Annotated in this window: 22 protein-coding genes and 1 other annotated feature; of the genes, 9 read left to right on the top strand and 13 right to left on the bottom strand. The window is 40.2% G+C overall.

Annotated features, from left to right (window positions below; translation table 11 throughout):
• Positions 1-162 precede the first annotated feature (162 nt).
• The 8 genes from ppk1 to leuS all read right to left on the bottom strand — a co-directional run bounded on the left by ppk1 (position 163) and on the right by leuS (position 11,509).
• Entirely contained in the window at positions 163-2,289 is a 2,127-nt protein-coding gene (ppk1, locus tag HNQ43_RS00980; protein ID WP_183373887.1) for a polyphosphate kinase 1, read from the bottom strand.
• A 5-nt stretch (positions 2,290-2,294) separates the two neighbouring features.
• Positions 2,295-3,197 (bottom strand): Ppx/GppA phosphatase family protein, encoded by a 903-nt coding sequence (locus tag HNQ43_RS00975; protein WP_183373885.1) that lies wholly within the window; start codon positions 3,195-3,197, stop codon positions 2,295-2,297.
• 116 nt (positions 3,198-3,313) lie between these two features.
• Entirely contained in the window at positions 3,314-4,237 is a 924-nt protein-coding gene (locus tag HNQ43_RS00970) for an ABC transporter ATP-binding protein (RefSeq protein ID WP_183373883.1), read from the bottom strand.
• On the bottom strand, positions 4,230-5,327 hold the full coding sequence (locus HNQ43_RS00965; protein ID WP_183373881.1) for an ABC transporter ATP-binding protein: 1,098 nt from the start codon (positions 5,325-5,327) through the stop codon (positions 4,230-4,232). Before HNQ43_RS00965 ends, HNQ43_RS00970 begins: the two co-directional genes overlap by 8 nt.
• 3 nt (positions 5,328-5,330) lie before the next feature.
• Entirely contained in the window at positions 5,331-6,275 is a 945-nt protein-coding gene (locus tag HNQ43_RS00960; protein ID WP_183373879.1) for an ABC transporter permease, read from the bottom strand.
• A gap of 2 nt (positions 6,276-6,277) precedes the next feature.
• On the bottom strand, positions 6,278-7,222 hold the full coding sequence (locus HNQ43_RS00955; RefSeq protein WP_183373877.1) for an ABC transporter permease: 945 nt from the start codon (positions 7,220-7,222) through the stop codon (positions 6,278-6,280).
• 79 nt (positions 7,223-7,301) lie between these two features.
• Positions 7,302-8,930, bottom strand: coding sequence for a peptide ABC transporter substrate-binding protein (locus tag HNQ43_RS00950; RefSeq protein ID WP_183373875.1), 1,629 nt, complete (start codon positions 8,928-8,930; stop codon positions 7,302-7,304).
• A 182-nt stretch (positions 8,931-9,112) separates the two neighbouring features.
• On the bottom strand, positions 9,113-11,509 hold the full coding sequence (gene leuS, locus HNQ43_RS00945) for a leucine--tRNA ligase (RefSeq protein ID WP_183373873.1): 2,397 nt from the start codon (positions 11,507-11,509) through the stop codon (positions 9,113-9,115).
• Between the two features lie 36 nt (positions 11,510-11,545).
• Positions 11,546-11,739 (bottom strand) — a binding site (T-box leader).
• 100 nt (positions 11,740-11,839) lie between these two features.
• Between leuS and HNQ43_RS00940 the strand changes: the two genes are divergently transcribed.
• From HNQ43_RS00940 to HNQ43_RS00910, 7 genes are read left to right on the top strand one after another with little or no spacing between them, the layout of a single operon-like run.
• On the top strand, positions 11,840-12,874 hold the full coding sequence (locus HNQ43_RS00940) for an ATPase, T2SS/T4P/T4SS family (protein ID WP_183373871.1): 1,035 nt from the start codon (positions 11,840-11,842) through the stop codon (positions 12,872-12,874).
• Positions 12,867-13,763: a type II secretion system F family protein gene (locus tag HNQ43_RS00935; RefSeq protein ID WP_183373869.1), complete on the top strand. Its 897-nt coding sequence runs from the start codon at positions 12,867-12,869 to the stop codon at positions 13,761-13,763. Before HNQ43_RS00940 ends, HNQ43_RS00935 begins: the two co-directional genes overlap by 8 nt.
• A 13-nt stretch (positions 13,764-13,776) precedes the next feature.
• Positions 13,777-14,073, top strand: coding sequence for a competence type IV pilus major pilin ComGC (gene comGC, locus HNQ43_RS00930; RefSeq protein WP_183373867.1), 297 nt, complete (start codon positions 13,777-13,779; stop codon positions 14,071-14,073).
• Complete coding sequence (gene comGD / locus HNQ43_RS00925; RefSeq protein WP_183373865.1) at positions 14,051-14,440, top strand: competence type IV pilus minor pilin ComGD; 390 nt, start codon at positions 14,051-14,053, stop codon at positions 14,438-14,440. Before comGC ends, comGD begins: the two co-directional genes overlap by 23 nt.
• Positions 14,424-14,591 (top strand): hypothetical protein, encoded by a 168-nt coding sequence (locus HNQ43_RS00920; RefSeq protein ID WP_183373863.1) that lies wholly within the window; start codon positions 14,424-14,426, stop codon positions 14,589-14,591. Before comGD ends, HNQ43_RS00920 begins: the two co-directional genes overlap by 17 nt.
• Positions 14,554-14,946, top strand: coding sequence for a competence type IV pilus minor pilin ComGF (locus HNQ43_RS00915; protein ID WP_183373913.1), 393 nt, complete (start codon positions 14,554-14,556; stop codon positions 14,944-14,946). Before HNQ43_RS00920 ends, HNQ43_RS00915 begins: the two co-directional genes overlap by 38 nt.
• Positions 14,915-15,310, top strand: coding sequence for a hypothetical protein (locus HNQ43_RS00910; RefSeq protein WP_183373861.1), 396 nt, complete (start codon positions 14,915-14,917; stop codon positions 15,308-15,310). The genes HNQ43_RS00915 and HNQ43_RS00910 overlap by 32 nt, the downstream gene beginning before the upstream one ends.
• On the opposite strand, the gene HNQ43_RS00905 is transcribed toward HNQ43_RS00910, so the two are convergent.
• The 3 genes from HNQ43_RS00905 to HNQ43_RS00895 form a co-directional block, all read right to left on the bottom strand.
• Positions 15,307-15,918 (bottom strand): MBL fold metallo-hydrolase, encoded by a 612-nt coding sequence (locus tag HNQ43_RS00905; protein WP_183373859.1) that lies wholly within the window; start codon positions 15,916-15,918, stop codon positions 15,307-15,309. The two genes, HNQ43_RS00910 and HNQ43_RS00905, sit on opposite strands and share 4 nt — an antisense overlap.
• 254 nt (positions 15,919-16,172) lie before the next feature.
• Positions 16,173-16,322: a 50S ribosomal protein L33 gene (gene rpmG / locus HNQ43_RS00900; protein WP_183373857.1), complete on the bottom strand. Its 150-nt coding sequence runs from the start codon at positions 16,320-16,322 to the stop codon at positions 16,173-16,175.
• Positions 16,323-16,386: 64 nt separating this feature from the next.
• Complete coding sequence (locus HNQ43_RS00895; RefSeq protein WP_183373855.1) at positions 16,387-18,471, bottom strand: peptidoglycan D,D-transpeptidase FtsI family protein; 2,085 nt, start codon at positions 18,469-18,471, stop codon at positions 16,387-16,389.
• Between the two features lie 92 nt (positions 18,472-18,563).
• Between HNQ43_RS00895 and ispG the strand changes: the two genes are divergently transcribed.
• Entirely contained in the window at positions 18,564-19,622 is a 1,059-nt protein-coding gene (gene ispG, locus HNQ43_RS00890) for a flavodoxin-dependent (E)-4-hydroxy-3-methylbut-2-enyl-diphosphate synthase (protein ID WP_183373853.1), read from the top strand.
• A 14-nt stretch (positions 19,623-19,636) separates the two neighbouring features.
• Here ispG and HNQ43_RS00885 read toward each other — a convergent pair whose 3' ends face one another.
• A complete protein-coding gene (locus tag HNQ43_RS00885) occupies positions 19,637-20,485 on the bottom strand; it encodes a deoxyribonuclease IV (protein ID WP_221247956.1) in 849 nt (282 codons plus the stop codon).
• On the bottom strand, positions 20,482-21,846 hold the full coding sequence (locus HNQ43_RS00880; RefSeq protein WP_244957000.1) for a DEAD/DEAH box helicase: 1,365 nt from the start codon (positions 21,844-21,846) through the stop codon (positions 20,482-20,484). Before HNQ43_RS00880 ends, HNQ43_RS00885 begins: the two co-directional genes overlap by 4 nt.
• Before the next feature lie 42 nt (positions 21,847-21,888).
• On the opposite strand from HNQ43_RS00880, the gene ispH reads away from it, so the two are divergent.
• A complete protein-coding gene (gene ispH, locus HNQ43_RS00875; RefSeq protein WP_183373851.1) occupies positions 21,889-22,794 on the top strand; it encodes a 4-hydroxy-3-methylbut-2-enyl diphosphate reductase in 906 nt (301 codons plus the stop codon).
• The last annotated feature ends 30 nt before the right edge of the window (positions 22,795-22,824 follow it).

Here is a 22,824-nt window from a genome sequence, read left to right as displayed (position 1 = left end):
TGAATTGACGTTCCTTCTTGGTTTCGTTTCTTGTTCAGTTTTCAAAGATCTCTCACGCCGCTTCCCGCGCCGTGCTCAGTTATATTACCAAATCTGACAAATCTCGTCAACACTTTTTTTATAATTTTTTGATAAAAAAAAGAAGCCTTTTAAGGCTTCTTGCTATATCTGTCCTTGGAACCAGTGTTTTATTTGTTCGATCCATGACATCTTTGGCTGATTGTTGATTTCTTTTGCCTCCGTCATTGCTTTTTGCATGCAGTATTCTTGAGCAATAAATGGATCCTCTGTCGTTTCTATTCTTACGTATTCTCCATTTGAACAAAGCTTTCGAGCTTTCATATTATCTTTTAATAAGATATCAAAATATTCCAACAACTCCTGTTTCAATCTCGAATCATGGATCGGGCAGCCGATCTCCACACGCTTTTCGGTATTCCTTGTCATGAAATCCGCACTTGAAATATAAACGATTTGATCCTCGTCGGTTCCAAAACAATAAATTCTTGAATGTTCCAAGTACCGTCCGACAATACTATATACTTCTATATTTTCGGTATATCCTTTTAATCCCGGCAAAAGACAACAGATTCCCCGAATCACCATTTTGATTTTTACACCCGCTTGTGAAGCTTCCTGTAATTTTTTCATCAGATCCAAATCTGTCATGGAGTTCATCTTCAATAATATCTGTCCTTTTTTACCAGACTGCACCTTCTTGATTTCTCGTTCGATCAATTGAAGACAAGTTTGTTTCAAAGAACTTGGAGAAACGATCAACTGATCGTATTCCCCATTTAAATTTCCCAAAGCCATGTTCTGAAAAAACGAGATCGCATCTTTTCCAATGATGTCTTTTGAAGTGATATAAGAAATATCAGTATACATCTTGCTCGTTTTTTCATTGTAGTTTCCCGTACCAATCTGTGTGATCGTTTTCAACTGCCCATGACGATCTTGAAGCGTGATCATACAAATCTTGGAATGAACCTTGTATTTTTCAAATCCGTAAATCACTTGACATCCCGAATCTTCAAGAAGTTCGGCCGCTTCAATATTATGTTTTTCATCGAAACGAGCCCTGAGTTCCATTAATACAGTGACCTCTTTGCCATTTTCGGCCGCCCTAGCCAGATATCGGACGATTCGGCTATGGTTGGCCAGTCGATAGATCGTAATTTTAATCGAACGAACAGATGGGTTTTCAGATGCCTCTTTCAACAGCAGCAAAAATGGTTCAATATCATGAAAGGGATAAAACAGCAAACTGTCGTGATTCAACACTTGATCGATGATCGGTTGATGAAGCTGGAGATACTTATTAGGCTGCGGTTCAAAAGGTTTATAAAGAAGAGGGGTCGTCACGACACTGGGAGCCCTTGAGATTACATCAAAAAGATGATTGAGTTCCAGAGGTGTCTTTGATATAAACACTTGATTCTTTTCGAGGTTCAGCTCTTGACAAAGATAAGCAACGATCTCTTCCGGGGCATCCTTATAGAATTCCAAGCGAATCGGAGCCAATCTGCCTCTTTTTTTCAAGATTTTTTTCATATACTGACGATAGTCTTCGTCTTCATCAATCTCTTTTTCATTGAGATTGATATCCGCATTCCGGGTAACACGAATGATGGTTTTACTGCATACAACACTATTAGAAAAAACCTTGTTTACATTATGAAGTATGATCTGCTCCAAAAGCATGTAGTTTCCGTCTCCGTCCGGAACATACACGATGCGATCCAAGAAACTTGGAACCGGGATAATGCCGATTCTTTTCTTTCCTTCATCTTTGACTTCGACAATGATATATAAAGCCTTATTCATAAGATGCGGAAACGGATGATGATGGTCGATGATCTGCGGGCTTAGTAGAGGAAAGACCTGTACATCAAAATATTGCGCAATGAACTTTAGTTGTTTTTTCGACAATTGTTTTTTTGACAAACCAGAGATATGTAACGATTCCAACGTTTGATTGATATTCTTGACTACTGTATCACGCATCTCATAAAGATCATGGACTTCCTGATAAATCATTTTTAATTGTTCAGAAGGTGTAAATCCGCTTTTTTTATCGACCTGTGTATCATCGATCAACGAAAGATCATACAAGCTGCCACAACGAACCATAAAAAATTCATCCAGATTGCTGGTAAAAATGGATAAAAATTTTACTCGTTCCAGCAAAGGAACGCGAGGGTCGCTCGCCTCTTCTAAAACTCTTTGATTGAATTTCAACCAAGACAGTTCCCGGTTTTGTGTAAAGGGATACAGTTTTTTATGCATAATGGTTATTCTCCTAATATTTTCTCCATTAAATATCCTTCCCGCACACCATTCGTAGAGACTTGTATCCGTTTTGCTTTTGTATATTGAGCAATCGTATCGATGATCAACAAGCCAGTAAACATCGTATGTACACGATCGGGTTTGACTTTCAAGAAAAGATGGATCGTTTTACTTTCATCTTCTTGCAAGGATTTGACAAGTCTTCTCAGCATGGAAGCATCAAACTCATAGACTTCCTTTTCAATCCAGCGCATAGATATCAATAAGGAACGAATGGCCCGCATACTTCCGCCCGTCACAGAAAGATCATCTGCTTTTAAGACACTTTTCTTGCGATCGATCGCATTCAATTCTTTCAGAATTCTTTCTTGAATCTCTTTGATTTCAGATTTTGTCGGGATGATATTTTTGACATATTTGTTATATAGATTTAAAGAACCAACAGGCAGGCTCGCAACAAAACCGATTTGACGTTTATCATACAAGATGACTTCACTGCTTCCGCCCCCTGTATCGACATAAATGCCATTTTGATGTGAGAGGCCATAGATTGCCCCATGAAAGGAGATTCGCCCCTCCTGTGCCCCGCTCAATAAATCAATATGAACATGACACTTTTGGTCAATAGCATCTATCACATCTTGTGAATTGTTGATGTTTCGTAAAGAAGCTGTAGCAAACGCAGAATAACCATCAAGATGAAGAATATCGATCATTTCCCGAAACTGATCAAGACACTCTGCCAACCGATCGACTCCCTCTTGCGACATCACGCTTTTTTTAACATACTGCACTAAACCAACGGCTTCTTTCTTTGAAAGGAGTAAATTAAAATTGTGCCCTTCGATTTTATAAATATTCATTCGAATCGTATTGGATCCGATATCAATGATTCCGTAAAGCATACTGATTCCTTTCTAGACAATTATAAGTCAAATCTTCATAATCATTGTAAAATACACGTAAATTATAATCCTTCTTTAACGAGAATGAAAAAAAAGATGAAAGCGATCGCTTTCATCTATCGTGTCCATTGTGCGAATTCTTCATCCGTAGCCAAAACATAATGTGTGCCGTCCACCAGATGTTTTGTCCCTTCCAAATAATTGATTCCGCTGGATTCATAATCGTAAGTTTGCGATTTACGATGTTTTTCAACTCGCGGATTTGGTTCTGGAATAGCGCTCAATAACGATTTCGTATAAGGGTGAATTGGATTGTTAAAGATTTCTTCCGTCGTCCCTGTCTCGACCAGATGTCCTAAATGTAAAACACCAATATGATCGGAGATGTATTTCACCATGCTCAAATCATGCGCGATAAATAAATATGCTGTATTTGTCTTTTTCTGGATTTTCTTCATTAAGTTTACGACCTGAGCCTGAATCGAAACATCTAGAGCAGAAATCGCTTCATCGGCAATGATCAACTGCGGATGCATGATAAAGGCGCGGGCAATTCCGATTCTTTGTCGTTGTCCACCACTAAATTGATGCGGATACCGATGAGCATGCTCTTTAGAAAGTCCAACCAGCTCCAGCATTTCATAGACTTTCTTTTCGCGATCTTGTTCATTTTCGTACTCATGATGAATATCCAGACCTTCAGCAATAATATCCATCACTTTTCGACGAGGATTTAAACAAGCCATAGGATCCTGGAAGATCATCTGCATCTTTGTTCGCAACAGTTTGAGTTCATCTTTTGACATATTGCCAGATATGTTCTTTCCATTAAAGATGATTTCTCCTTCTGTAGGCTTATAAAGACGAATGATACTTCTTCCGGTCGTGGATTTACCAGATCCGGATTCACCCACTAAACCATAAGTTTGACCAGGCATTATCTTAAAGGAGATACCGTCAACCGCCTTGACAGTAAATCTGCGGCTGACTTTAAAATACTGTTTAAGATTTTTGACTTCTAAGATTGGTTGCTCATTCATCTTTCACGCCTCCCTTCTTCTTCATCAACTCTAAACGTTTCCGCAGAGTTTCCGGCATTTCAACTTTAGGGGCATTAGGATGCATCAGCCAGCTTGCTACCTGATGACTTTTGGATCCTGGCACATCAAACATAGGAGGATCTTCTCGTAAATCAATGTTCAACGCGAATTCGTTACGAGGCGCAAAGGCATCTCCCTGAATGTCTTGAGCCAAGTTTGGCGGCGTACCTGGAATTGTATACAGTTCATCATCCGATGTGTCCAGATCCGGCATAGACGATAACAATCCCCATGTGTATGGATGACGTGGATCGTAGAAAATCTCGTCAATCGTTCCCGTCTCGACAATCTTGCCGGCATACATCACATTGACATAGTCTGCAACTTTCGCAACAACACCTAAGTCATGAGTAATATAAATAACGGAAAGCTCTTTTTTCTTCTGGATATCTTGGATCAGTTCCAATATTTTAGCTTGAATGGTCACATCCAAAGCTGTGGTCGGTTCATCACAGATCAGAACATAAGGATCACAACTTAAGGCGATCGCAATAACGATACGTTGCCGCATCCCGCCAGAAAGTTGATGTGGATAATTCTTCATACGTTTTTCTGCATCTGTGATGCCGACCAGTTCCAAGAGCTCAAGAGCTTTTTCGTAAGCCTCTTTTTTCGTGCGCTTGTAATGATAAATCATGGGTTCCATGATTTGTTTTCCAATGGTCATTGTCGGATTTAAAGATGTCATAGGATCTTGAAAAACCATCGCAATCTTTCGCCCGCGAATCTCTGACTGCAATTCCTTTTCGGAAAGCTGACAAATATCGACTGTTTTAGGCTCATTGGTATATTCGTCATTCCAATGATATTCAATCATGCCAGAATCGATTTGTCCGTTATTTGCCAAAAGCCCCATAATAGCTTTTGTCGTCACGGATTTCCCAGAACCAGACTCTCCCACAATTGCGATTGTTTCTCCTTTATAAAGATCAAGGTTGACTCCGCGTACAGCTTTCACAGTTCCTCCACTTGTTTTAAAGGAGATATTCAAGTCGCGGATCTTTAAGATTCTCTCTCTTTGTTTTTCCATAGATTACATCTCCTTCATCGTTGGATCCAATGCATCTCGCAATCCATCGCCCACTAAGTTAAAACTGAGCATCAAAATCGAGAAAACAATAACCGGAATCGTCATCTGATAAGGAGTAATGGTCAAAGTGTTGAATCCATCATTGATCAAAGTACCTAAAGAAGCTTCCGGAATCGGCAATCCCAAGCCTACGAAAGATAAATAAGCTTCATAGAAAATTGCGTTCGGAATTGACATCATGATCATGATGATCATTTGAGAATAGATGTTTGGCAAAATTTCTTTAAAGATAATAAAGAAACTGCTGGCGCCCAATGTTCTTGATGCCAAAACAAATTCTTCCTCTTTGGTTTTAAGAACCTGGGCCCTTGTAATACGGGACATTCCAATCCATTCCGTAAAGGCCAAAGCCAAAATGATCGTAAATAAATTTGACTGCATGACCATCAATAAAATAGTCAATACGACTAATGTCGGAATGGAGTTGATCACTTCTTGGATACGCTGCATGATTGAATCCACTTTTCCGCCAAAATACCCGGAAATCATTCCATAAGTCACACCAATCACAACATCGATCAAAATCGCCATAACCGCCACAAACAAGGAAATCCGTGTCCCTTGCCACAAACGTACCCAAAGATCGCGCCCATAGGTATCTGTACCAAACCAATGCTCAGCATTGGGGGCAATGTTCTGAAGAGCTGTATTAATATCATCGTATTTCCAACTAGACAACATCGGTGCAAAAATCGCAAATAAAGTAATGATTACGATGCAGCAAATACCGATAACAGCACCTTTGTTTCGCAAGAAAAGATTAACGGAATCTTTCCAGGCAGGACGTGCCGGAGTAATCTGTTCAACAACTGAAACATCTTGATGTCGAGCTAATTTAAAATCATCAGGTTGAAATTGAAATTCTTTCAATGCTTGATTTTGTGTCATACTCAATCATCCTTTCCCAAACGAATGCGAGGATCGATCAATCCATAAGAAACATCGATCACCAGCATCATGATAATATACATTGCTGCATATAAGAACGAACAAGCCAAGATTACATTATAATCAGAAGCCTGGATACTATTGATCAGCAAACTTCCCAAGCCAGGAACACTACAGATTTTTTCGACAACCATCGTACCCGTCATCAAATTGACCAAAATAGGTCCCAAGATCGTAACGATAGGAATTAAGGTATTACGCAAAGCGTGTTTTAAAATAATATCTTTTTGCGACAACCCCTTTGCCTTTGCCAACATGATGTAATCCGAATTTAAGACAGAAATCATTTCTGTTCGCGTGAATCGCGCCACATTGGCTATAACACTGACAGACAGAGCTAAAATTGGCATGATCGCCGAATAAATCGGCTGTCGAGAACTATACATCGTAGGTAAAATATGTAAATTGGTACCGAAGATGATCAAGATCAACATAGCGAATACAAATGAAGGGATAGAAACACCGATAACAGATAAAACAGTGGCCAAAGTATCCCAGATCGTATTCTTTTTCAAAGCCGCTACGACACCAAGTAAAATTCCCACGATAGTCCCTAAAATACAGGCACTCAGTCCCAAGAAAAAAGAAATAGGCGCGCGGGAAGCGACTAAAGATGATACTTGCATATCTCGATACAAGTTCATTGAAACACCAAAATCACCAGTAAGCATTCCGCCAACATATTTGATAAATTGTTGCGGTATAGGTAAATCCAAACCATAGCTAGCTTCAATTGCCGCACGTTGGGCATCGCTCAAGTGTTCATTGTTGATTGGGGAACCTGGCAGAAAACGAACCATACAGAACAAAACAACCAGGATCACGAACAATGTCACTGCCGAAATAGCTAGACGTCTAAGTATATACCGAACTGTAGATTTAGACATCAAAATCCTCCTTTAAAAAATAAACACAATACAGGATGAGCTGTATTGTGTTTATCAAAAAATCAACTCAAATTATTGATTAAGCCTCAATATCAACATATGTAAATGTGTAAGGTACACCAACTGGTCTTTGTACAAGTCCAGTGACTGCAGGATTCTGCAAAGCCGATGTTCCTTTTTCAAATACAGGGATATTGGCATAGTCGCTCATTGCGATACCTTCTGCTTCGATCATCATCTGCCAACGAGCATCTAAATCAGCTTCAGTAGCAACCTGATTCATCAATGCATCATAATCTGCATTCGTCCAATCACCATAGTTGTTCGTATTGCCAGTGATCATTAAGTTCAAGTAAGTTGTTGGATCGCTGTAATCCGGACCCCAACGAGTACAAGCTAAATCGAAATCACGGTTTGCCTGTTTTGTATAAATACGGTCTTGTTTTGTAGTAGCGACCATTTCAATATTCAAACCTTCCAATTGAGAGAATGCATTTTGCAGATAGGTTGCCATTGTATCCATAGGACTTTCATCTGTACCATATAACAAACGCAATGTGACAGAATCTTTTCCTAATTCCGCTAATGCCTGATCCATGGCAGCCTGTGCTTCATCCAGATTATATTCAGTATAATCTGCTGCATCATCACGGAAGTCTTGTCCTTCTGGACCAATTGATAACTGAGAAGGGATAAATCCGTTTGCTTCTTTTGAACCATCTTTCAAAACATTTGTTGCAAAGTCTTCACGATTGATTGCCAGAGAAAGAGCTTTTCGCAAGTTTTGATTCTGAAGATCTGTATTATTGAAGTTTACCTGTACATAGAACAAATATCCTTCGTTAAAGGAAGTAAAGCTTTCATCATCTTTATACTGATCAACAAGATCAGAGCTGATAGGAGCGAAATCATTATTTCCGCTTTCGAAGTTCTGAGCAGCGACAGTCGGTTCCTGAACTAAGTTCAAAACCAAAGTATCTAAATTCACAGCATCCGCATTCCAGTAATCTTCGTTTTTAGAGAAAGTAGCAGTTGAACCAGGTTCCCAAGTCTCCATAACAAAGGCTCCGTTTGACAAAATAGCATCTGGACTCTTTGCATAGTTGCTTCCTTGTTCTTCACAGAATTCTTCATTGATTGGATAGTAGCATGGGAATGTCATCAATTCTTCAAAGTAAGCCACCGGAGTAGTCAATTGAACTTCCAATGTCTTGTCATCTACGGCTTTAACACCTAAAGTATCAAGATCTTCGTCCGTTAACTCTTCTCCATTTTCAGTTTTAGCCATCAATTCATCGGCTCCGACGATAGAAGCTCCGCCGGTTCCCATCATATAAGCGTAGTTACCAACATTTTTGATGATACGCTGCCATGCATAAACAAAGTCATTTGCGGTAACTTCGGTACCGTTAGACCATTTTGCATCACGCAATTTGAATGTGTGAGTCAGACCATCGTCGCTGACCTGATGATCTTCAGCGATTGCATAAGTGATCTCACCGTTTTCATCCAATCCCATCAAACCGTCGATAACGGCATGCATAGCATTGAAACTCATTCCATCATCTGCATCGCAAGAATCTAGATTCTTGATATCCAGTTCGCTGGCAAATGTGTACGTTTTACCATCTGAGCCAGAACCAGATCCACATGCAGCTAATGAGACAGCCATAACTAGCGCCGTCAGAATAGATAATAGCTTTTTCATATCGAACCCTCCTGTTATATGTGTTCATTCCTTGAACATATGTATCAGTTTAATACACAACTTTTCATTTTGCAAGAAGTTTTCAAATTTTTTTCAACATTGAAATCATTTTCATAAAGTTGCAAAACTAAATCTATAAAAAAAACAACTTCATCAAAATGACAAAGTTGTTTATCTATTGACTAATTCGCTACGATGTTTACAATCTTCCCTTTTACAACAATAACTTTACGAACTGTTTTTCCTTCGATCTGATGTTGTACATTTTCTTGTTCCATCGCCATGTTTTGAATCTGCTGTTCATCGGCATTGGCATCAGCTTCAAACTTAGCACGTACTTTGCCGTTGACTTGCACTACGATCGTGACCGTTTTATCAACTAACATCACTTCATCATAGGCAGGCCAAGGCTCATAGGCAATCGAAGCTTCCTGATGGAAAATTGTCGACCATAATTCTTCTCCTAAATGCGGTGCAAAACAGCTGAACATCTTTAAGAAACCTTTTGCATATTCCACATAGATCGTATTCTGCTTATAGCATTCATTCATAAAGATCATCATTTGAGAAATCGCCGTGTTAAAGTTCAAAGTATCAATATCATGAGATACCTTCTTAACGGTTTGATGATAAACTCGATCAAGTGCATGATCGTTTTGTTCTGTGATATTTGCGACCTCCGTATAGAAACGATTGACGCGCTCCAGCCACTTTCGAGTTCCGTCCAATCCGGTCGTCGACCAAGGCAATGCTGCTTCTAAAGGGCCCATAAACATTTCATAGACACGAAGTGCATCCGCCCCATGACTTGCGACAATTTCATCCGGATTGATTACATTTCCGCGAGACTTACTCATTTTCTCGCCGTTAGACCCCAAGATCATACCTTGATGGAACAGTTTTTGGAATGGTTCCTTTGATTTGACGACTCCGCAGTCATACAAAACCTTGTGCCAGAAACGAGCATATAAAAGGTGCAGCACAGCATGCTCAGCTCCGCCAACATAAAGATCCACCGGCAACCAGTGTTCCAACAGTTTCGGATCACCAATCGCTTGATCGTTTTGAGGATCGATATAACGGATGTAATACCAGCAAGATCCAGCCCACTGCGGCATCGTATTTGTTTCACGAACCCCTTTGACTCCATCGATTTCCACCTGTAACCAATCTGCACAATGAGCCAAAGGGCTCTCTCCCGTATCACTAGGTTTAAAATTGGTTGTTGCGGGAAGTTCCAGTGGCAATTCATCCAGCTCTACTGTGCGCATCGTACCATCTTCCATATGGATAACAGGAATCGGTTCCCCCCAGTAGCGCTGTCTTGAGAACAGCCAATCGCGAAGTTTATAAGTTACCTTAGCTTCTCCAACATGGTGTTCTTCCAGCCAAGAGATCATTTTCGCAATAGCATCTTCTTTATTTAAACCATCTAACCATTCTGAGTTGATATGGATGCCATCTTCTGTAAAAGCTTCCTTTTCAATATCTCCGCCTTGCAGAACCGGAATAATATCTAATCCAAACTTTTTCGCAAATTCATAATCTCGCGTATCATGAGCCGGCACAGCCATGATCGCACCCGTACCATAGCTGGCAAGTACGTAATCGCTGATCCAAATCGGGACTTTTTTCTGATTTACAGGATTGATAGCATACGCTCCTGTAAATACTCCGGTTTTATCTTTATTCAGATCCGTTCTTTCTAAATCTGATTTGGTCTGACACATTTTTTGATAAGCTTCAACCGCTTCCTTTTGTTCCGGAGTCGTAATTTCATTAACAAACGGATGTTCGGGAGCCATAACACAATAAGTAGCTCCAAATAACGTGTCACATCTCGTTGTAAAGACCGTAAATTCTTTATCATGACCATCGATCTTAAAGATGACATCTGCCCCTTGGCTTCGTCCGATCCAGTTTCGCTGCATCTCTTTTGTAGAAGTTGGCCAGTCCACCTCATCCAGATCTTTTAAAAGACGTTCCGCATAAGCCGTAATCTTCAAGACCCATTGACGCATAGGTTTGCGGATAACCGGATATCCCCCTCGTTCACTTTTCCCATCGATAACTTCTTCGTTTGCCAATACCGTTTTTAACTCCGGACACCAGTTGACCGGAATCTCATCAACATAAGCTAATCCTTTTTTATAGAGCTGCGTAAAGATCCATTGTGTCCATTTGTAATAAGAAGGATCGCAAGTGCTGATTTCACGATCCCAATCGTAGCTGAAGCCTAACGACTGGATCTGTTCGCGGAAATGATCGATATTCTGTTTAGTGAATTCAGCCGGATGATGCCCAGTCTGGATCGCAAACTGTTCTGCCGGCAATCCAAACGCATCCCATCCCATCGGATGCAAAACATTATACCCTTCCATTCTTTTTTTTCGGGCAATGATGTCGGTTGCGGTATATCCCTCCGGATGCCCTACATGAAGTCCATTCCCGCTAGGATACGGGAACATATCTAAAACATAGTATTTTGGCTTAGAAAAATCAGAAGTGTCGCAAGCGAATGTCTTTTCATCCAGCCAACGTTTCTGCCACTTTTTTTCAATTGATTGATGATCGTACACAGTTCATTCCTCCTTAAAATAAAAAACGCCCTTATTTCTAAGGACGTTTGCACGCGGTACCACCTTAGTTCACGAAATTTCGTGCCCTCTTTTTCTTTATCGCAGAAAATACGGATAACATTACTTATCTGCTCCTTAGCGAGTTCGAAGCACCCTTTGTCTGTCTTGCACCATCCGACAGCTCTCTATGCAAAGAATCATCATCTACTACTCTAAGTCAACGCTTTACTGTTCTGAATCATAGCATCTTTTCAGAGCTTTCGTCAATAACTTCTAAAAAAAGACGATCTTTTTTAGACGCATTTCAAAATCCTTCGTATTTAATACTGTATGACATCCACACAAGAAAATCTTCATCAGCTTTTAGAATATGCTTCGATGCGTAAAGCAACCGATATCCATCTTACTTTGATCCACGATCATTTAGAGATCCAGTTTCGAATCAGAGAACAAATCGTCCCCTTGATTCAAGATCTATGGGACCAGTCGATCTTCGAATACTTAAAATATATCGCAGGAATGGACCTGACCAATCCATTCATTCCCCAAAGCGGACAATTTGCATGGAAGCTTGAGGGGAAGACTATATTTTATCGTTTCAGCATTCTGCGCAATCAAGATTTGCAAACGGGAGTCATCCGAATTCTGAATACCCACATCAACATGACAATCGATGAATTAACGACGAAACAAGCACATCGTGATTTTCTAAAACAACTCATTTATGCTCGAAAAGGTCTAGTGATTGCCTGCGGACCGACAAATTCCGGAAAAACAACTACCTTGCATGCGATTCTCCATGCCATAAGTAAAAATTCCGGTCATAAAGTCGTCTCTTTGGAAGATCCCATCGAGATAGAAGATCCCTTGTATCTTCAGTTACAGATCAATGAAGAAATTGGTTTTAGTTATGAAAAAGGGATTGAAGAATTATTGCGACACGATCCCGATGTTCTATTGATCGGTGAAACAAGAAACTCCTATACAGCAAAAATGGTGGTGCGCGCCGCATTGACCGGCTCTTTGGCATTTACCACACTCCATGCCTCGAATACTTTAGAAGCTTTGGAACGTCTCTATGATCTGGGAATCACAAAATATGAATTAAAGAACACTCTGACGGTTTTGATAGGACAGCGCTTATATCAGGCAAGCCCAAATAAAAAGGAGATCGTTTATGAAATCTTATCCGGAAAAGACCTCAACTATGCTATCGAAAATCAAACATATCCTAAAGACTTCTTCTCTTTGTCTGATGAGATCCTTGAGGCGATTGCACAACATCGAATTCACGATTCTCAAGCACAATACGATCTTCAAGATCTCCAAAGAGGAGATCGAGGAGCTTCCTTTACTGATGGATAAAGGGTTACAAACATCTTTTATGATCGAACAAACATTCAAAGATCACGAATCGATCCTGAAATCTTTAGAATCCGGACAATCATTAGTTTCTATTTTGTGTTCACCTGCCGGGGTCTACTTTCAGATTTTAGATGCCTTAAGTCAAATCTTACCCTTAAAAGAAGCCATTCAGTGTGCTTCTTCTTTAGAGAAGGCCGGAAAAAGAAAAGCAATGCGTTTTTTAGCCAAAATGGCTTATCCCATCTCTCTTTTCATCTTCTCCTATCTCATGGTCACTTTTTTTGAAAGTTCGATTTTACCTTCGATGCAATCGTTTACCCAAGCCGAAAACTTTTTGGGCATCCAATCGATCAAATGGTTTTTATCCTTCTGGCTGATTTTGGGGTGTATAGGGATCGTCTTATTGTTGATTTTGAATTGTTCAAAAGAGCTCAGAATTTATGCAGTATCAAACCTTTTCAACAAAATTCCAATTTTTAAAGCAATGATGACCTGGCAGTTTTCCTGTGCATTATCGGCATGTTTGGGACACGGCATATCCACAGAACGAACATTGAAAACTTTATGCCTGATCCAGGATCATTCATATATTCAATACTATGCCCAAAGTCTGCAAGAGCAGTTAAAACAAGGATGCACCATTGTAGAAAGCCTTCAAAATATCGGTGTTGATGAAACATTTCTCCATTATTATCTCATCGGTTCTCGCTCTAACAACTTACAAGCTATGTTAGATCTGTATCAAAGAAAAACAGAAAAACGAATCGATCTGGCTATCAAAAAGATTTCGATATGGATCCAGGTTCTCAGTTATTTCAGCGTCGGTGCCGTTGTATTGATCGTTTATCAAGTCATGCTGATGCCAATGGAATTGCTAAATACATTTTGAAAGGAGCCCTTTTATGAAAAACAAGAACGCCTTTACGCTTTTAGAAATGATGATCGTTCTTTTGATCATTACCGTCATTTTATTGATCACTTTGCCGAATATCCAACAAAAAGAAAAAATAATCCGTGCAAAAGGATGTGAAAGCTTATTGAGCATTATCGATTCACAGATCTTACTTTATGAAATTGAAAACGATTCGATTCCAACGATATCACAACTGATCGCCGATGGTTATTTAAAAGAAGAACAAGCAGTATGTCCAAATGGAAACCCTGTGGAGATCGTCAATGGGCAAGCCGTCAGTCAATAATGCCTTTACCTTATTAGAGGGTCTGTTCGTTCTTTTGATCATTTCCCTTTTAACGCTGGTAACGATCTTTAAACCTGTATCTTCATCGCTCAAACTGTTTGGAAATCAAATCTTATCGTATTGCGTTTTTACTCAAGAAAAGGCGTTTATGGATAAAGAACAAAAAAACGTGGAAATTAAAACGGATCATGCCATTTTCGACAAGATACGGTTTGATTTTCCCCATTCCATCACATGCGATCCTTTTACATATCATTACAACGCAAAAGGAAATATCTCACAAGCGCATACGATTCATTGTCAAAATGAACAAGATTCAATTTCTTTGGTTTTCCAACTAGGAAGCGGACGTGTTCGTATTGAATAGGAACGGTTTTCTATTAGGAGATGCGTTATTTGCTCTATTACTGATCAGTCTGTGTGCCAGCTTGCTTTTAGGGGCCTTGCATCTGTTTGAAAGAAGCGGAGGTTGGATGATTCATGAAACGATCAATAAAGAATGGTTTTACTCTGATTGAAGCCTTGTTAGGACTGTTGATCAGCAGTATCGTCTGTGTGCTGTGTGTACTATTCTTACAAACTGCCGCATATATCATTCGTTTTGAGCCATTGCATCAGGAACAAATGGCAATCTTACAGCTTCGTCAGATTCTCGCATGCTCTCGTGACATTCAAGTCGACGCGGCTAAACTGACCATGATCTATCGACATGATGAAATTCGTATCGAACAAGATAAAAACCGCCTTGTTAAACGAGATGGATACGAAATATTAATGGAAGGGGTGGATCAAATACACTTTGAGGAAGAAAACAAAGACATTTTTATATATTGGACAAAACATGGCCATCACTACAAAATTCAGATCTATTAACGGATATATCAGCTCTTTAGCTCTTTTATGCTTTGCGCTGCTTATACAGATCCTTTCTTTGTTGAGCATCTATATTATTCAGAGTGCATCTTTGATTCAATGTGATCGTCAAAGCCAGTTTGATCTTGCTTGTATATCCCAAGTTAAAGGATTGATTTTTCATAATAATCAGATTCGGTTTTGCAATTGGGATCTTGAAAATCTGATCTTGATCCAAGAAATTCAAATTCACGATACTTGGGTCACATTTGAAGATCATGAGACGTATTTCCAATGCACTTATGCGAAAAAAGAAAAAAAGATCCGCATGCACATCTATTACGATATGCAAGGGATCCAAGATATCGAGTATACTTCAGACTAAAGAGAGAGAAGATATGGATTCATCCGTTTTTCCATCCCAATCGTTGTACTGGGCCCATGGCCAGGGTACACGATCAGTTGATCATCCAAAGAAGAAAGACGAACAAGCGACTCTTTCATTTCCATAAAGGAACCGGTCGGCAAATCCGTTCTGCCAATGGAATACTGAAACAAAGTATCTCCCGAAAACAAGGCATTATCTATGATAAAACAAGTCGAACCGCAAGAATGTCCCGGGGTGAACAAAACGTCAATTTCAAAATCCGCAAGATTCATCCTTCCCGGCTGTAACGGCAAAGCCGGAGATTGAATCGAAACTCGATCATAAAAAGCAACGGAAGCATTCAAAGAAGGATCCTTTAAAAATGCCACTTCCTGAGGATGAATATAGACCGGAACAGAATGAGATCTTACGATCGCATCCACTCCTTTGATATGATCAAAATGAGCGTGTGTCAACAAAACCGCTTCCAAGGTGTATGGACCTTGCGCTAAAATGGAATCTAAATCAAAAAGATCTCCTGGATCGATCACAATCGCATGATTCCCTTTTGTGACGATATAACAGTTGGCTTGAACTGGACCTAAAGGCAATGTTTTTACATTCATAGCTGGTCTCCTTTCGTTTTCATAAGGCAAAACTCCATGCAGTAAGATAGAGTGTTAAATATACACCGTATCCTTATAACAGTGCCGCATGAAATGTTAAGGATACAGATGAGCATCTCTTGTCTGTACCGGGTCTGACAACCATCTTAAAATGGAACGCTGGTTTTGATTAAATATCTGTCGACATAAAAGATCAAAGAGACAAGATGCTTGACAAGTGATGCTGATAAAAAAGACCGTTAACCGGTCTTTTTTTATTTCTTCTCCTTATGTTCTGTTTTCTGGTTACATTTCGGACAATATTTTTTTACTGTCATACGTTCAGGATGTTTCTTTTTATTTCGAGTTCCGATGTAGTTTTCTTCTCCACAAACAGAGCATTTAAATGTAATACGATCTCTCATGGTCCGTCCTCCTTACAAATTTACGTATGGATTGTATCATATTCAGGATTCGTAGGCAAGAAGATTATTCACTGGCCGGATAAAGCTCAAAATAAGCATCTAAGACCTCCGGCATGACATAATTTGTACAAGCATTACCCTTCAAATCATGTGCATTGTCCGCACTGGTTGGTGCCGAACAAGCAAAGGAAACTGTAGGATTATCATAAGGCGCATAACCAACATAATTGGCCGTCGTATATTCTCCAACTTCGGCCGTGCCGGTTTTGGCCGCGACTCCTTCTACTCGCGCCTGGATCTCCGTACCACAGTTTCCTTCCGTAACACAGGCGCGGAAACCTTCCTGAATCCGAGAAAGAGATTCGGTATTGGATAATGTACTCTTTAAAACTGCTCCTTGGGTTTCCACTACATTCTCAGAGCCGCTTTCATTGACATGCCCCATAAGATGAATTTGGTACATAGAGCCGCCAGTTGCGATCACGGAGACATATTGAAGAAGCTGCAGAGGAGTATACATATCCAGCTGACCGATTGAATAGTTCAAAGTAATTCCCGGCAGATTTCCATATCCCATATAACCTTCTACTTCACCAGGCACATCAATCCCTGTTTTATTTCCCAGACCAAAACGCGAATAATAACTGCGCATCAGATCAAGAGTGCCTCCAACATCGGAAATATTTAAACTTTCACCTTCCACATAGGTGGCTCCGCCTAAGCGAATCGCAATATTGAACATATAAACATTACTGGATACAGCTAAAGCTTGAATATCATTGACAGGCCCATAGCTCTCATAAGAGGAGAATTCTTCCCCATCGATGTTCATGACTCCGTCGTTGATGACCTCACCGATGGATACAACCCCTTCCGTTTGCCCCATATAAAGTGTAGCCCCTTTGATGCAGGAACCAGGGTTTACCAAAGAAACATAGTTTCCTGAGGCAAAATACGTCAAATCTTTCGTATCCAGATCCATTGTGTATCCAGACATTGCCAGCACATCTCCGGAATTAGGATCCATCATGCACGTAAAGAGGCTCTTAAACTCATCACGTCCTTCGGTTCCCCCATGCTCTTTCAAGACGGAAGACAATGTCTCGTCTAAGCTTTCCTGTAAATCAATATCGATCGTCAGATATAAATCATATCCTTTTTGAGCAGAACGTGTAACTTCTTTATGAGCTAATCCATTCGAATCGTATGTGATGACAGATTCTTCGCTGACACCAGCCAAATAGTCATTATAATAAAATTCCAGGCCTGATTCGCCAACCGGAGAGTTATACTGAAAACCTTTTTGCAGGTAATAGTCCACATAATCTATCGGCAAACCTTCCGTGCTGGTCGTCACTGAACCAATTACATCCGACAAGGTCTCTCCATATGGATACTCTCGTTTCCATCCGCCAAAATCAACATCAAAACCAGGAAACTCTGTTTTATGCTCCACTAAATAGGCTACATCGTCATCGCTGATATCTTCCAAAACTACATTTTCCAAAGAAGAACTATTTGAAGTCGTCATTCGATTGTAGATAACATAAAGTTTTATCTCGTCATCGGACATTTCTTCGATCTCATCTTCTGTGATTCGGTCATATAAGATCTGTGTCTGCCGGGATGTGCTCATGGTTCCATTTTGAAGACTTTCCCACTCAGAGTCCTTATAGAGATGACGACATTGGTATTGGGGATCATCTTCATCTAAAAAAGAAGTATATGTAATATACGCCTGGATGAGATCAGTGTTTGAGAAATCCTCTGTACTGACATCAAAAACAGAAACGATACGGTTGGCATATAACAGATAATCTTCCGTAGTCATATTATTGGGTGATGTATAGACAATATTATGACTAACTACAGTTTTTGCCAGGACTTTTCCATTACGATCAAAAATCTGCCCCCGCGGAGCGCTGATATACTGGGTCACACTTGTATAATCGTTTGTCAATGTGGTATAGCGATCATTTGAAAACACTTGAATATAAATCAAACGGACAAAGATCACAAGAAAAAAAATGGTAACGATACTGGCAAATCCTAAAATACGCCTTGAGATAATACGATCGGTCGGTTTCGAATCGCCCTTGGTAAAGAAAATAAAGATTCGTTTTTTTATATTTCGAAAAAACTTTGCCATACGTTCCCCCTTATGGACCTTATTTAATCACACTTTCATATTTTTGTCACTTGTTCTTGTCCCCTCGCATTTTGTATACTAAAGTGCAGGAGATGATAACCATGAAACGCACAGAAACACGAGCCGTTACCATAAAAAATGTAAGTATGGGGCATAATGATCATGTTTATATTCAGTCCATGTGCAACATCAAAACAGAAAAAACCGAAAAAGTGATAGAACAGATATTAGAATTGGAAGAAATGGGTTGTGAGATCATCCGCGTGAGTTGTATGGATCAAAACGATGCTCTTGCGATCAAAGAGATTCAAAAAGCAATCCATATTCCTCTTGTTGCCGACATTCATTTTGATTATCGGCTGGCCTTAGCCTGTATCGAGGCAGGCGCTGATAAGATCCGTCTAAATCCAGGAAACATCGGATCCAAAGAAAATGTAATAAAAGTCGTTAATGCCTGTAAAGAAAAACACGTTCCGATCCGCATTGGTATCAACAGCGGTTCTTTGGAAAAGGATATTCACGAAAAATACGGAAAACCAACAGCTGAAGGAATGATTGAAAGCGCCAAACGTCATGTTGCCATTCTGGAAGAATTAGATTTTAAAGATATCGTTCTCTCTTTCAAATCCAGCGATCCTCTTCTATGCCTGGATGTCTATCGCCTCGCGGCACAAACTTTTGATTATCCATTGCATCTGGGAGTTACCGAAGCAGGGACGACAATGACAAGCGCCATAAAAAGCTCATTAGCCCTAGGCCCCCTCTTATTGGAAGGAATTGGAAACACGATTCGGATCAGCGTTAACGGCAGTCCTCAAAAAGAGATTCCGATTGTTAAAGATTTGTTGAAATCTTGTCGTCTGATCGATCAAGTTCCTAATTTGATTGCCTGCCCAACTTGCGGTCGTACACAGTGGGATATGGAACCCGTCGTAAATGAAATAGAACAGTATCTTCAAAAAATAAACAAAAATATCACAATTGCGATTATGGGGTGTGCTGTCAATGGTCCCGGTGAAGCAAAACATGCCGATATCGCCATTGCCGGAGGCAAAAACGAAGGTCTGTTGATCAAACGCGGAAAGATCATTGAAAAAATACCGCAAAGCCAGATGGTGACACGATTAAAAAAAGAAATCGAAGCTTTCTAAAAAAAATGAGTGCATCAAGCACTCTTTCGCAACAAAGCGATCTCTTCTTTATAAGGGGGTCGCTTTTCTATATATGGGGTTTCTAAGATCTTTGTGATTTCTTGTAAAGCAAGATGATGAACAATTCTGGCTAAAGGGGCTAGACCGATGCAGCCTTTTCCGATATTCGCATGACGATCTTTATGCGAGCCCCGAATATTTTTTGAGTCATTGACATGGATGACCAGGATGCGCTTTAAACCCAATTGGGAATCAATGGTTTCTAATAAGCCTTCTGTATCTTGCAAGTCATAACCAGCATCGTGCAAATGACAAGTATCTAAACAAAATCCGATTCGATCCGGTCGATGGACCCGCTCTAAAATCATTTGAAGCTGTTCGAGATCAAACCCAATCTCCGTTCCCTTGCCAGCCATTGTTTCAAGCGCAATACGAACAGATGAAGAATCCGCATCCAATACTAGATTCAGGCCTTTGACAATCTGATCGATACCGGCTGCTAGACCCGCTTTCAAATGACATCCGGGATGCAAGACTAAAGTCGAAGCCCCCAATCGGGCAGTGCGTTGTACTTCGCTTTGCAGGAAACGAACACCAAAATCAAAAAGATCGGGTTGAACAGTATTCGCAAGATTGATCAAATATGGTGCATGAACGATGATCCGGCCGGCATCAAACCCTGTTTGTTTCATCAGATTTGATGCTTTTTCGATTTGAAATTTGTCAGCAGAGACCCGTTTTGTGTTAGAAGGAGCCCCTGTGTAAATCATACATGCATTCGCACCATAACTGAGAGATTCCTGAATGCTTCCAAAAAGATAATGCGGAGCTTTAAAAGATACATGACTTCCTAAATAGATCATTGGGAATTCCTCTTTTGTCGTTGTCTTTCTTTTGCTCTTTCTTTCTTCTGCCGTTGAATATCCTTTTGAATAATTTCTCTTTTTCGTTTTCGTTTCAGCTTCTCGATTTCTTCTCGCTGTTTCTTTTTATAATTTGGTTTGACTTTTTTTGATTTTTTCGAAACAATTTTTTCGATTTCTTTGGCCAGCGGATCTTGAGAACGCTTGCGCTTGTAACCAAAAGGTTTCAAGCAAATCCAATTTCCCTGGCGGACATCCCGATGTGAAAAAGTGATTCCTTGATTCATCAAGGACTGAATCGCTTTTTGATCCTTCTCTTGATAAAGGGCGATACAAAGTCCGTCACGCTGTGCGCGTCCGGTTCGACCGGCACGATGAATATAAAACTTTAAATCTTTAGGAAAACCGCACGAGATTACATGCGTTACACCTTCCAGGTCAATACCACGGCTGGCAATATCACTGGCAACGATATAAGGAACGCTTTGAGATTGAATCTTCTTAATGGCCTGTGTTCGTTGACGAGATTCTAAATCGCCATGTAATTCCACAAGCGGATACCCGGCTTGACGAAGTTCTCCTGCAATGGAAGCGGCTTCCTGATTGGTGTTGGCAAAAATTAAGCAAACATAAGGATTGATCGCAGGCAAGACTTTCTGTAGTTTTTCTGCATAAGACAAATGCTTGCATGGCACAAGGACATGCTCAATATCGCTTTGGAACGCTTCACTATCACGAATTGAAATCATGAAAGGATCAAACAGATACTTTTTTAAAAACGGCTGCAAAGCTTCCGGAATGGTTGCCGAGAAGACCATAAGCTGGATCTTGCGATTCATCTTGGACAATATCAGATCAATGTCTTCCAAAAAGCCAAATTCTAAAGTCATATCGGCTTCATCGACAATAAAGATTTTCGCAGTATCCAGGCGAAGCGAATTTTGATCAATAAAGAGATCTTTCATACGTCCCGGGGTTCCAATCACGATCTGCGGCTGTTTCCCGGAAGTCTTCCGCTCTGTACCCCCGGTATATCTTTTGACCGTAATGCCAAAATGTTCCCCCAATGCCCGGCAACGTTCATAAAGCTGATAAGCCAGCTCTCGAGTAGGAGTGCTGATAACCGCTTGAACTTGTTCCAGATTCGGATCGATCATCTCAAAGATGGCCATAAAAAAAGCATGACTTTTTCCTGAACCGGTACTTGAGATCCCAATCAAATCCCTTGTTTTATTCTTGCGAAAGACAACCTTTTCCTGAATTGGAGTCAATGTTTTAAAATGCTCAAATTCCATGATTTGTTGAACAATATTCTTTTGCGTCATTGTCATCACCCCTCTAAAGCCAGTCAATAATAACATAATTCAGTTTTCAAAACAAATAGACATCGATATAATATGTGCATGAAAAGAAAAATTACCCGTGTACAACCCCAAGGATACTGTGGCGGTGTTCTGCAGGCAATTGCTTTAGCAAAAAAATCTCGTATTGATAATCCGGATACACCGATCACGATTTTAGGGAACCTCGTTCATAACTCTTATGTCAAAAAAGCGTTAGCCTTATATGATTTAAAAACGATCGAGGATCCCAATCGATCCCGTCTGCAGCTTCTGGATGAACTCCAGGAAGGAATCGTCATCTTTACTGCCCATGGCGTCAGCCCGCAAGTCTATAAAAAAGCAAAGCAAAAAGGATTACAAATTGTGGATGCGACATGTCCTTTTGTTTCGCAGACTCAAAAAATCGTTCGAGATCATTTAATACAAAACGCTTGGGTATTCTATGTGGGTAAAAAAGGACATCCCGAAGCGGAAGCCATTTATTCCAGCAGCGATCATGTCATTCTGATCGAATCTGAACAAGATATTCCTTCTCATATCGAAGGAGAGATCTTCGTAACGAACCAAACTACAATGTCGATCTTAGAATTGGAGTCGATCTTTCAAGCAATCAAAGACCGATACCCTCATGCCGTGATCCATGATGAAATCTGTAACGCTACACGTGTACGGCAACAAGCGATTCTTGATTTAAAAAATCAAAATGTCGATGGGCTGATCGTTGTAGGGGACCCCACCAGCAATAATACTCAAAAATTGGCTGCAATCGGAAAAAAGGCAAACATTCCATATGTGGCTTGCGTCGCCGATGTGACTGAAATCGATCAAGAGAAAATTCGCTCTTGTCAACATCTTGCGATCACCAGCGGTGCCAGTACGCCGACTTATTTAACCGATCAAATTTGTCGATTTGTTTCTTCAAACTCAGTCGAAGTCGAGCCCATTGACATCAAACATATCCTATAGATTTGAAAAAAGACTGGAACTCCAGTCTTT

Origin of the sequence: Faecalicoccus acidiformans (assembly GCF_014202635.1) — a bacterium.
GTDB classification, from domain to species: Bacteria; Bacillota_I; Bacilli_A; order Erysipelotrichales; family Erysipelotrichaceae; genus Faecalicoccus; species Faecalicoccus acidiformans.
Note: the sequence above shows the minus strand (reverse complement) of the source record. Positions and strands in the feature narration are given on the sequence as shown.

What these genes read in the sequence shown, in the direction of transcription:
- ppk1 (WP_183373887.1), bottom strand. Translation starts at nt 2,289, where the DNA reads ATGCATAAAAAACTGTATCCCTTTACACAAAACCGGGAACTGTCTTGG.
- HNQ43_RS00975 (WP_183373885.1), bottom strand. Translation starts at nt 3,197, where the DNA reads ATGCTTTACGGAATCATTGATATCGGATCCAATACGATTCGAATGAAT.
- HNQ43_RS00970 (WP_183373883.1), bottom strand. Translation starts at nt 4,237, where the DNA reads ATGAATGAGCAACCAATCTTAGAAGTCAAAAATCTTAAACAGTATTTT.
- HNQ43_RS00965 (WP_183373881.1), bottom strand. Translation starts at nt 5,327, where the DNA reads ATGGAAAAACAAAGAGAGAGAATCTTAAAGATCCGCGACTTGAATATC.
- HNQ43_RS00960 (WP_183373879.1), bottom strand. Translation starts at nt 6,275, where the DNA reads ATGACACAAAATCAAGCATTGAAAGAATTTCAATTTCAACCTGATGAT.
- HNQ43_RS00955 (WP_183373877.1), bottom strand. Translation starts at nt 7,222, where the DNA reads ATGTCTAAATCTACAGTTCGGTATATACTTAGACGTCTAGCTATTTCG.
- HNQ43_RS00950 (WP_183373875.1), bottom strand. Translation starts at nt 8,930, where the DNA reads ATGAAAAAGCTATTATCTATTCTGACGGCGCTAGTTATGGCTGTCTCA.
- HNQ43_RS00940 (WP_183373871.1), top strand. Translation starts at nt 11,840, where the DNA reads ATGACATCCACACAAGAAAATCTTCATCAGCTTTTAGAATATGCTTCG.
- HNQ43_RS00935 (WP_183373869.1), top strand. Translation starts at nt 12,867, where the DNA reads ATGGATAAAGGGTTACAAACATCTTTTATGATCGAACAAACATTCAAA.
- comGC (WP_183373867.1), top strand. Translation starts at nt 13,777, where the DNA reads ATGAAAAACAAGAACGCCTTTACGCTTTTAGAAATGATGATCGTTCTT.
- comGD (WP_183373865.1), top strand. Translation starts at nt 14,051, where the DNA reads ATGGGCAAGCCGTCAGTCAATAATGCCTTTACCTTATTAGAGGGTCTG.
- HNQ43_RS00915 (WP_183373913.1), top strand. Translation starts at nt 14,554, where the DNA reads ATGAAACGATCAATAAAGAATGGTTTTACTCTGATTGAAGCCTTGTTA.
- HNQ43_RS00910 (WP_183373861.1), top strand. Translation starts at nt 14,915, where the DNA reads ATGGCCATCACTACAAAATTCAGATCTATTAACGGATATATCAGCTCT.
- HNQ43_RS00905 (WP_183373859.1), bottom strand. Translation starts at nt 15,918, where the DNA reads ATGAATGTAAAAACATTGCCTTTAGGTCCAGTTCAAGCCAACTGTTAT.
- rpmG (WP_183373857.1), bottom strand. Translation starts at nt 16,322, where the DNA reads ATGAGAGATCGTATTACATTTAAATGCTCTGTTTGTGGAGAAGAAAAC.
- HNQ43_RS00895 (WP_183373855.1), bottom strand. Translation starts at nt 18,471, where the DNA reads ATGGCAAAGTTTTTTCGAAATATAAAAAAACGAATCTTTATTTTCTTT.
- ispG (WP_183373853.1), top strand. Translation starts at nt 18,564, where the DNA reads ATGATAACCATGAAACGCACAGAAACACGAGCCGTTACCATAAAAAAT.
- HNQ43_RS00885 (WP_221247956.1), bottom strand. Translation starts at nt 20,485, where the DNA reads ATGATCTATTTAGGAAGTCATGTATCTTTTAAAGCTCCGCATTATCTT.
- HNQ43_RS00880 (WP_244957000.1), bottom strand. Translation starts at nt 21,846, where the DNA reads ATGTTATTATTGACTGGCTTTAGAGGGGTGATGACAATGACGCAAAAG.
- ispH (WP_183373851.1), top strand. Translation starts at nt 21,889, where the DNA reads ATGAAAAGAAAAATTACCCGTGTACAACCCCAAGGATACTGTGGCGGT.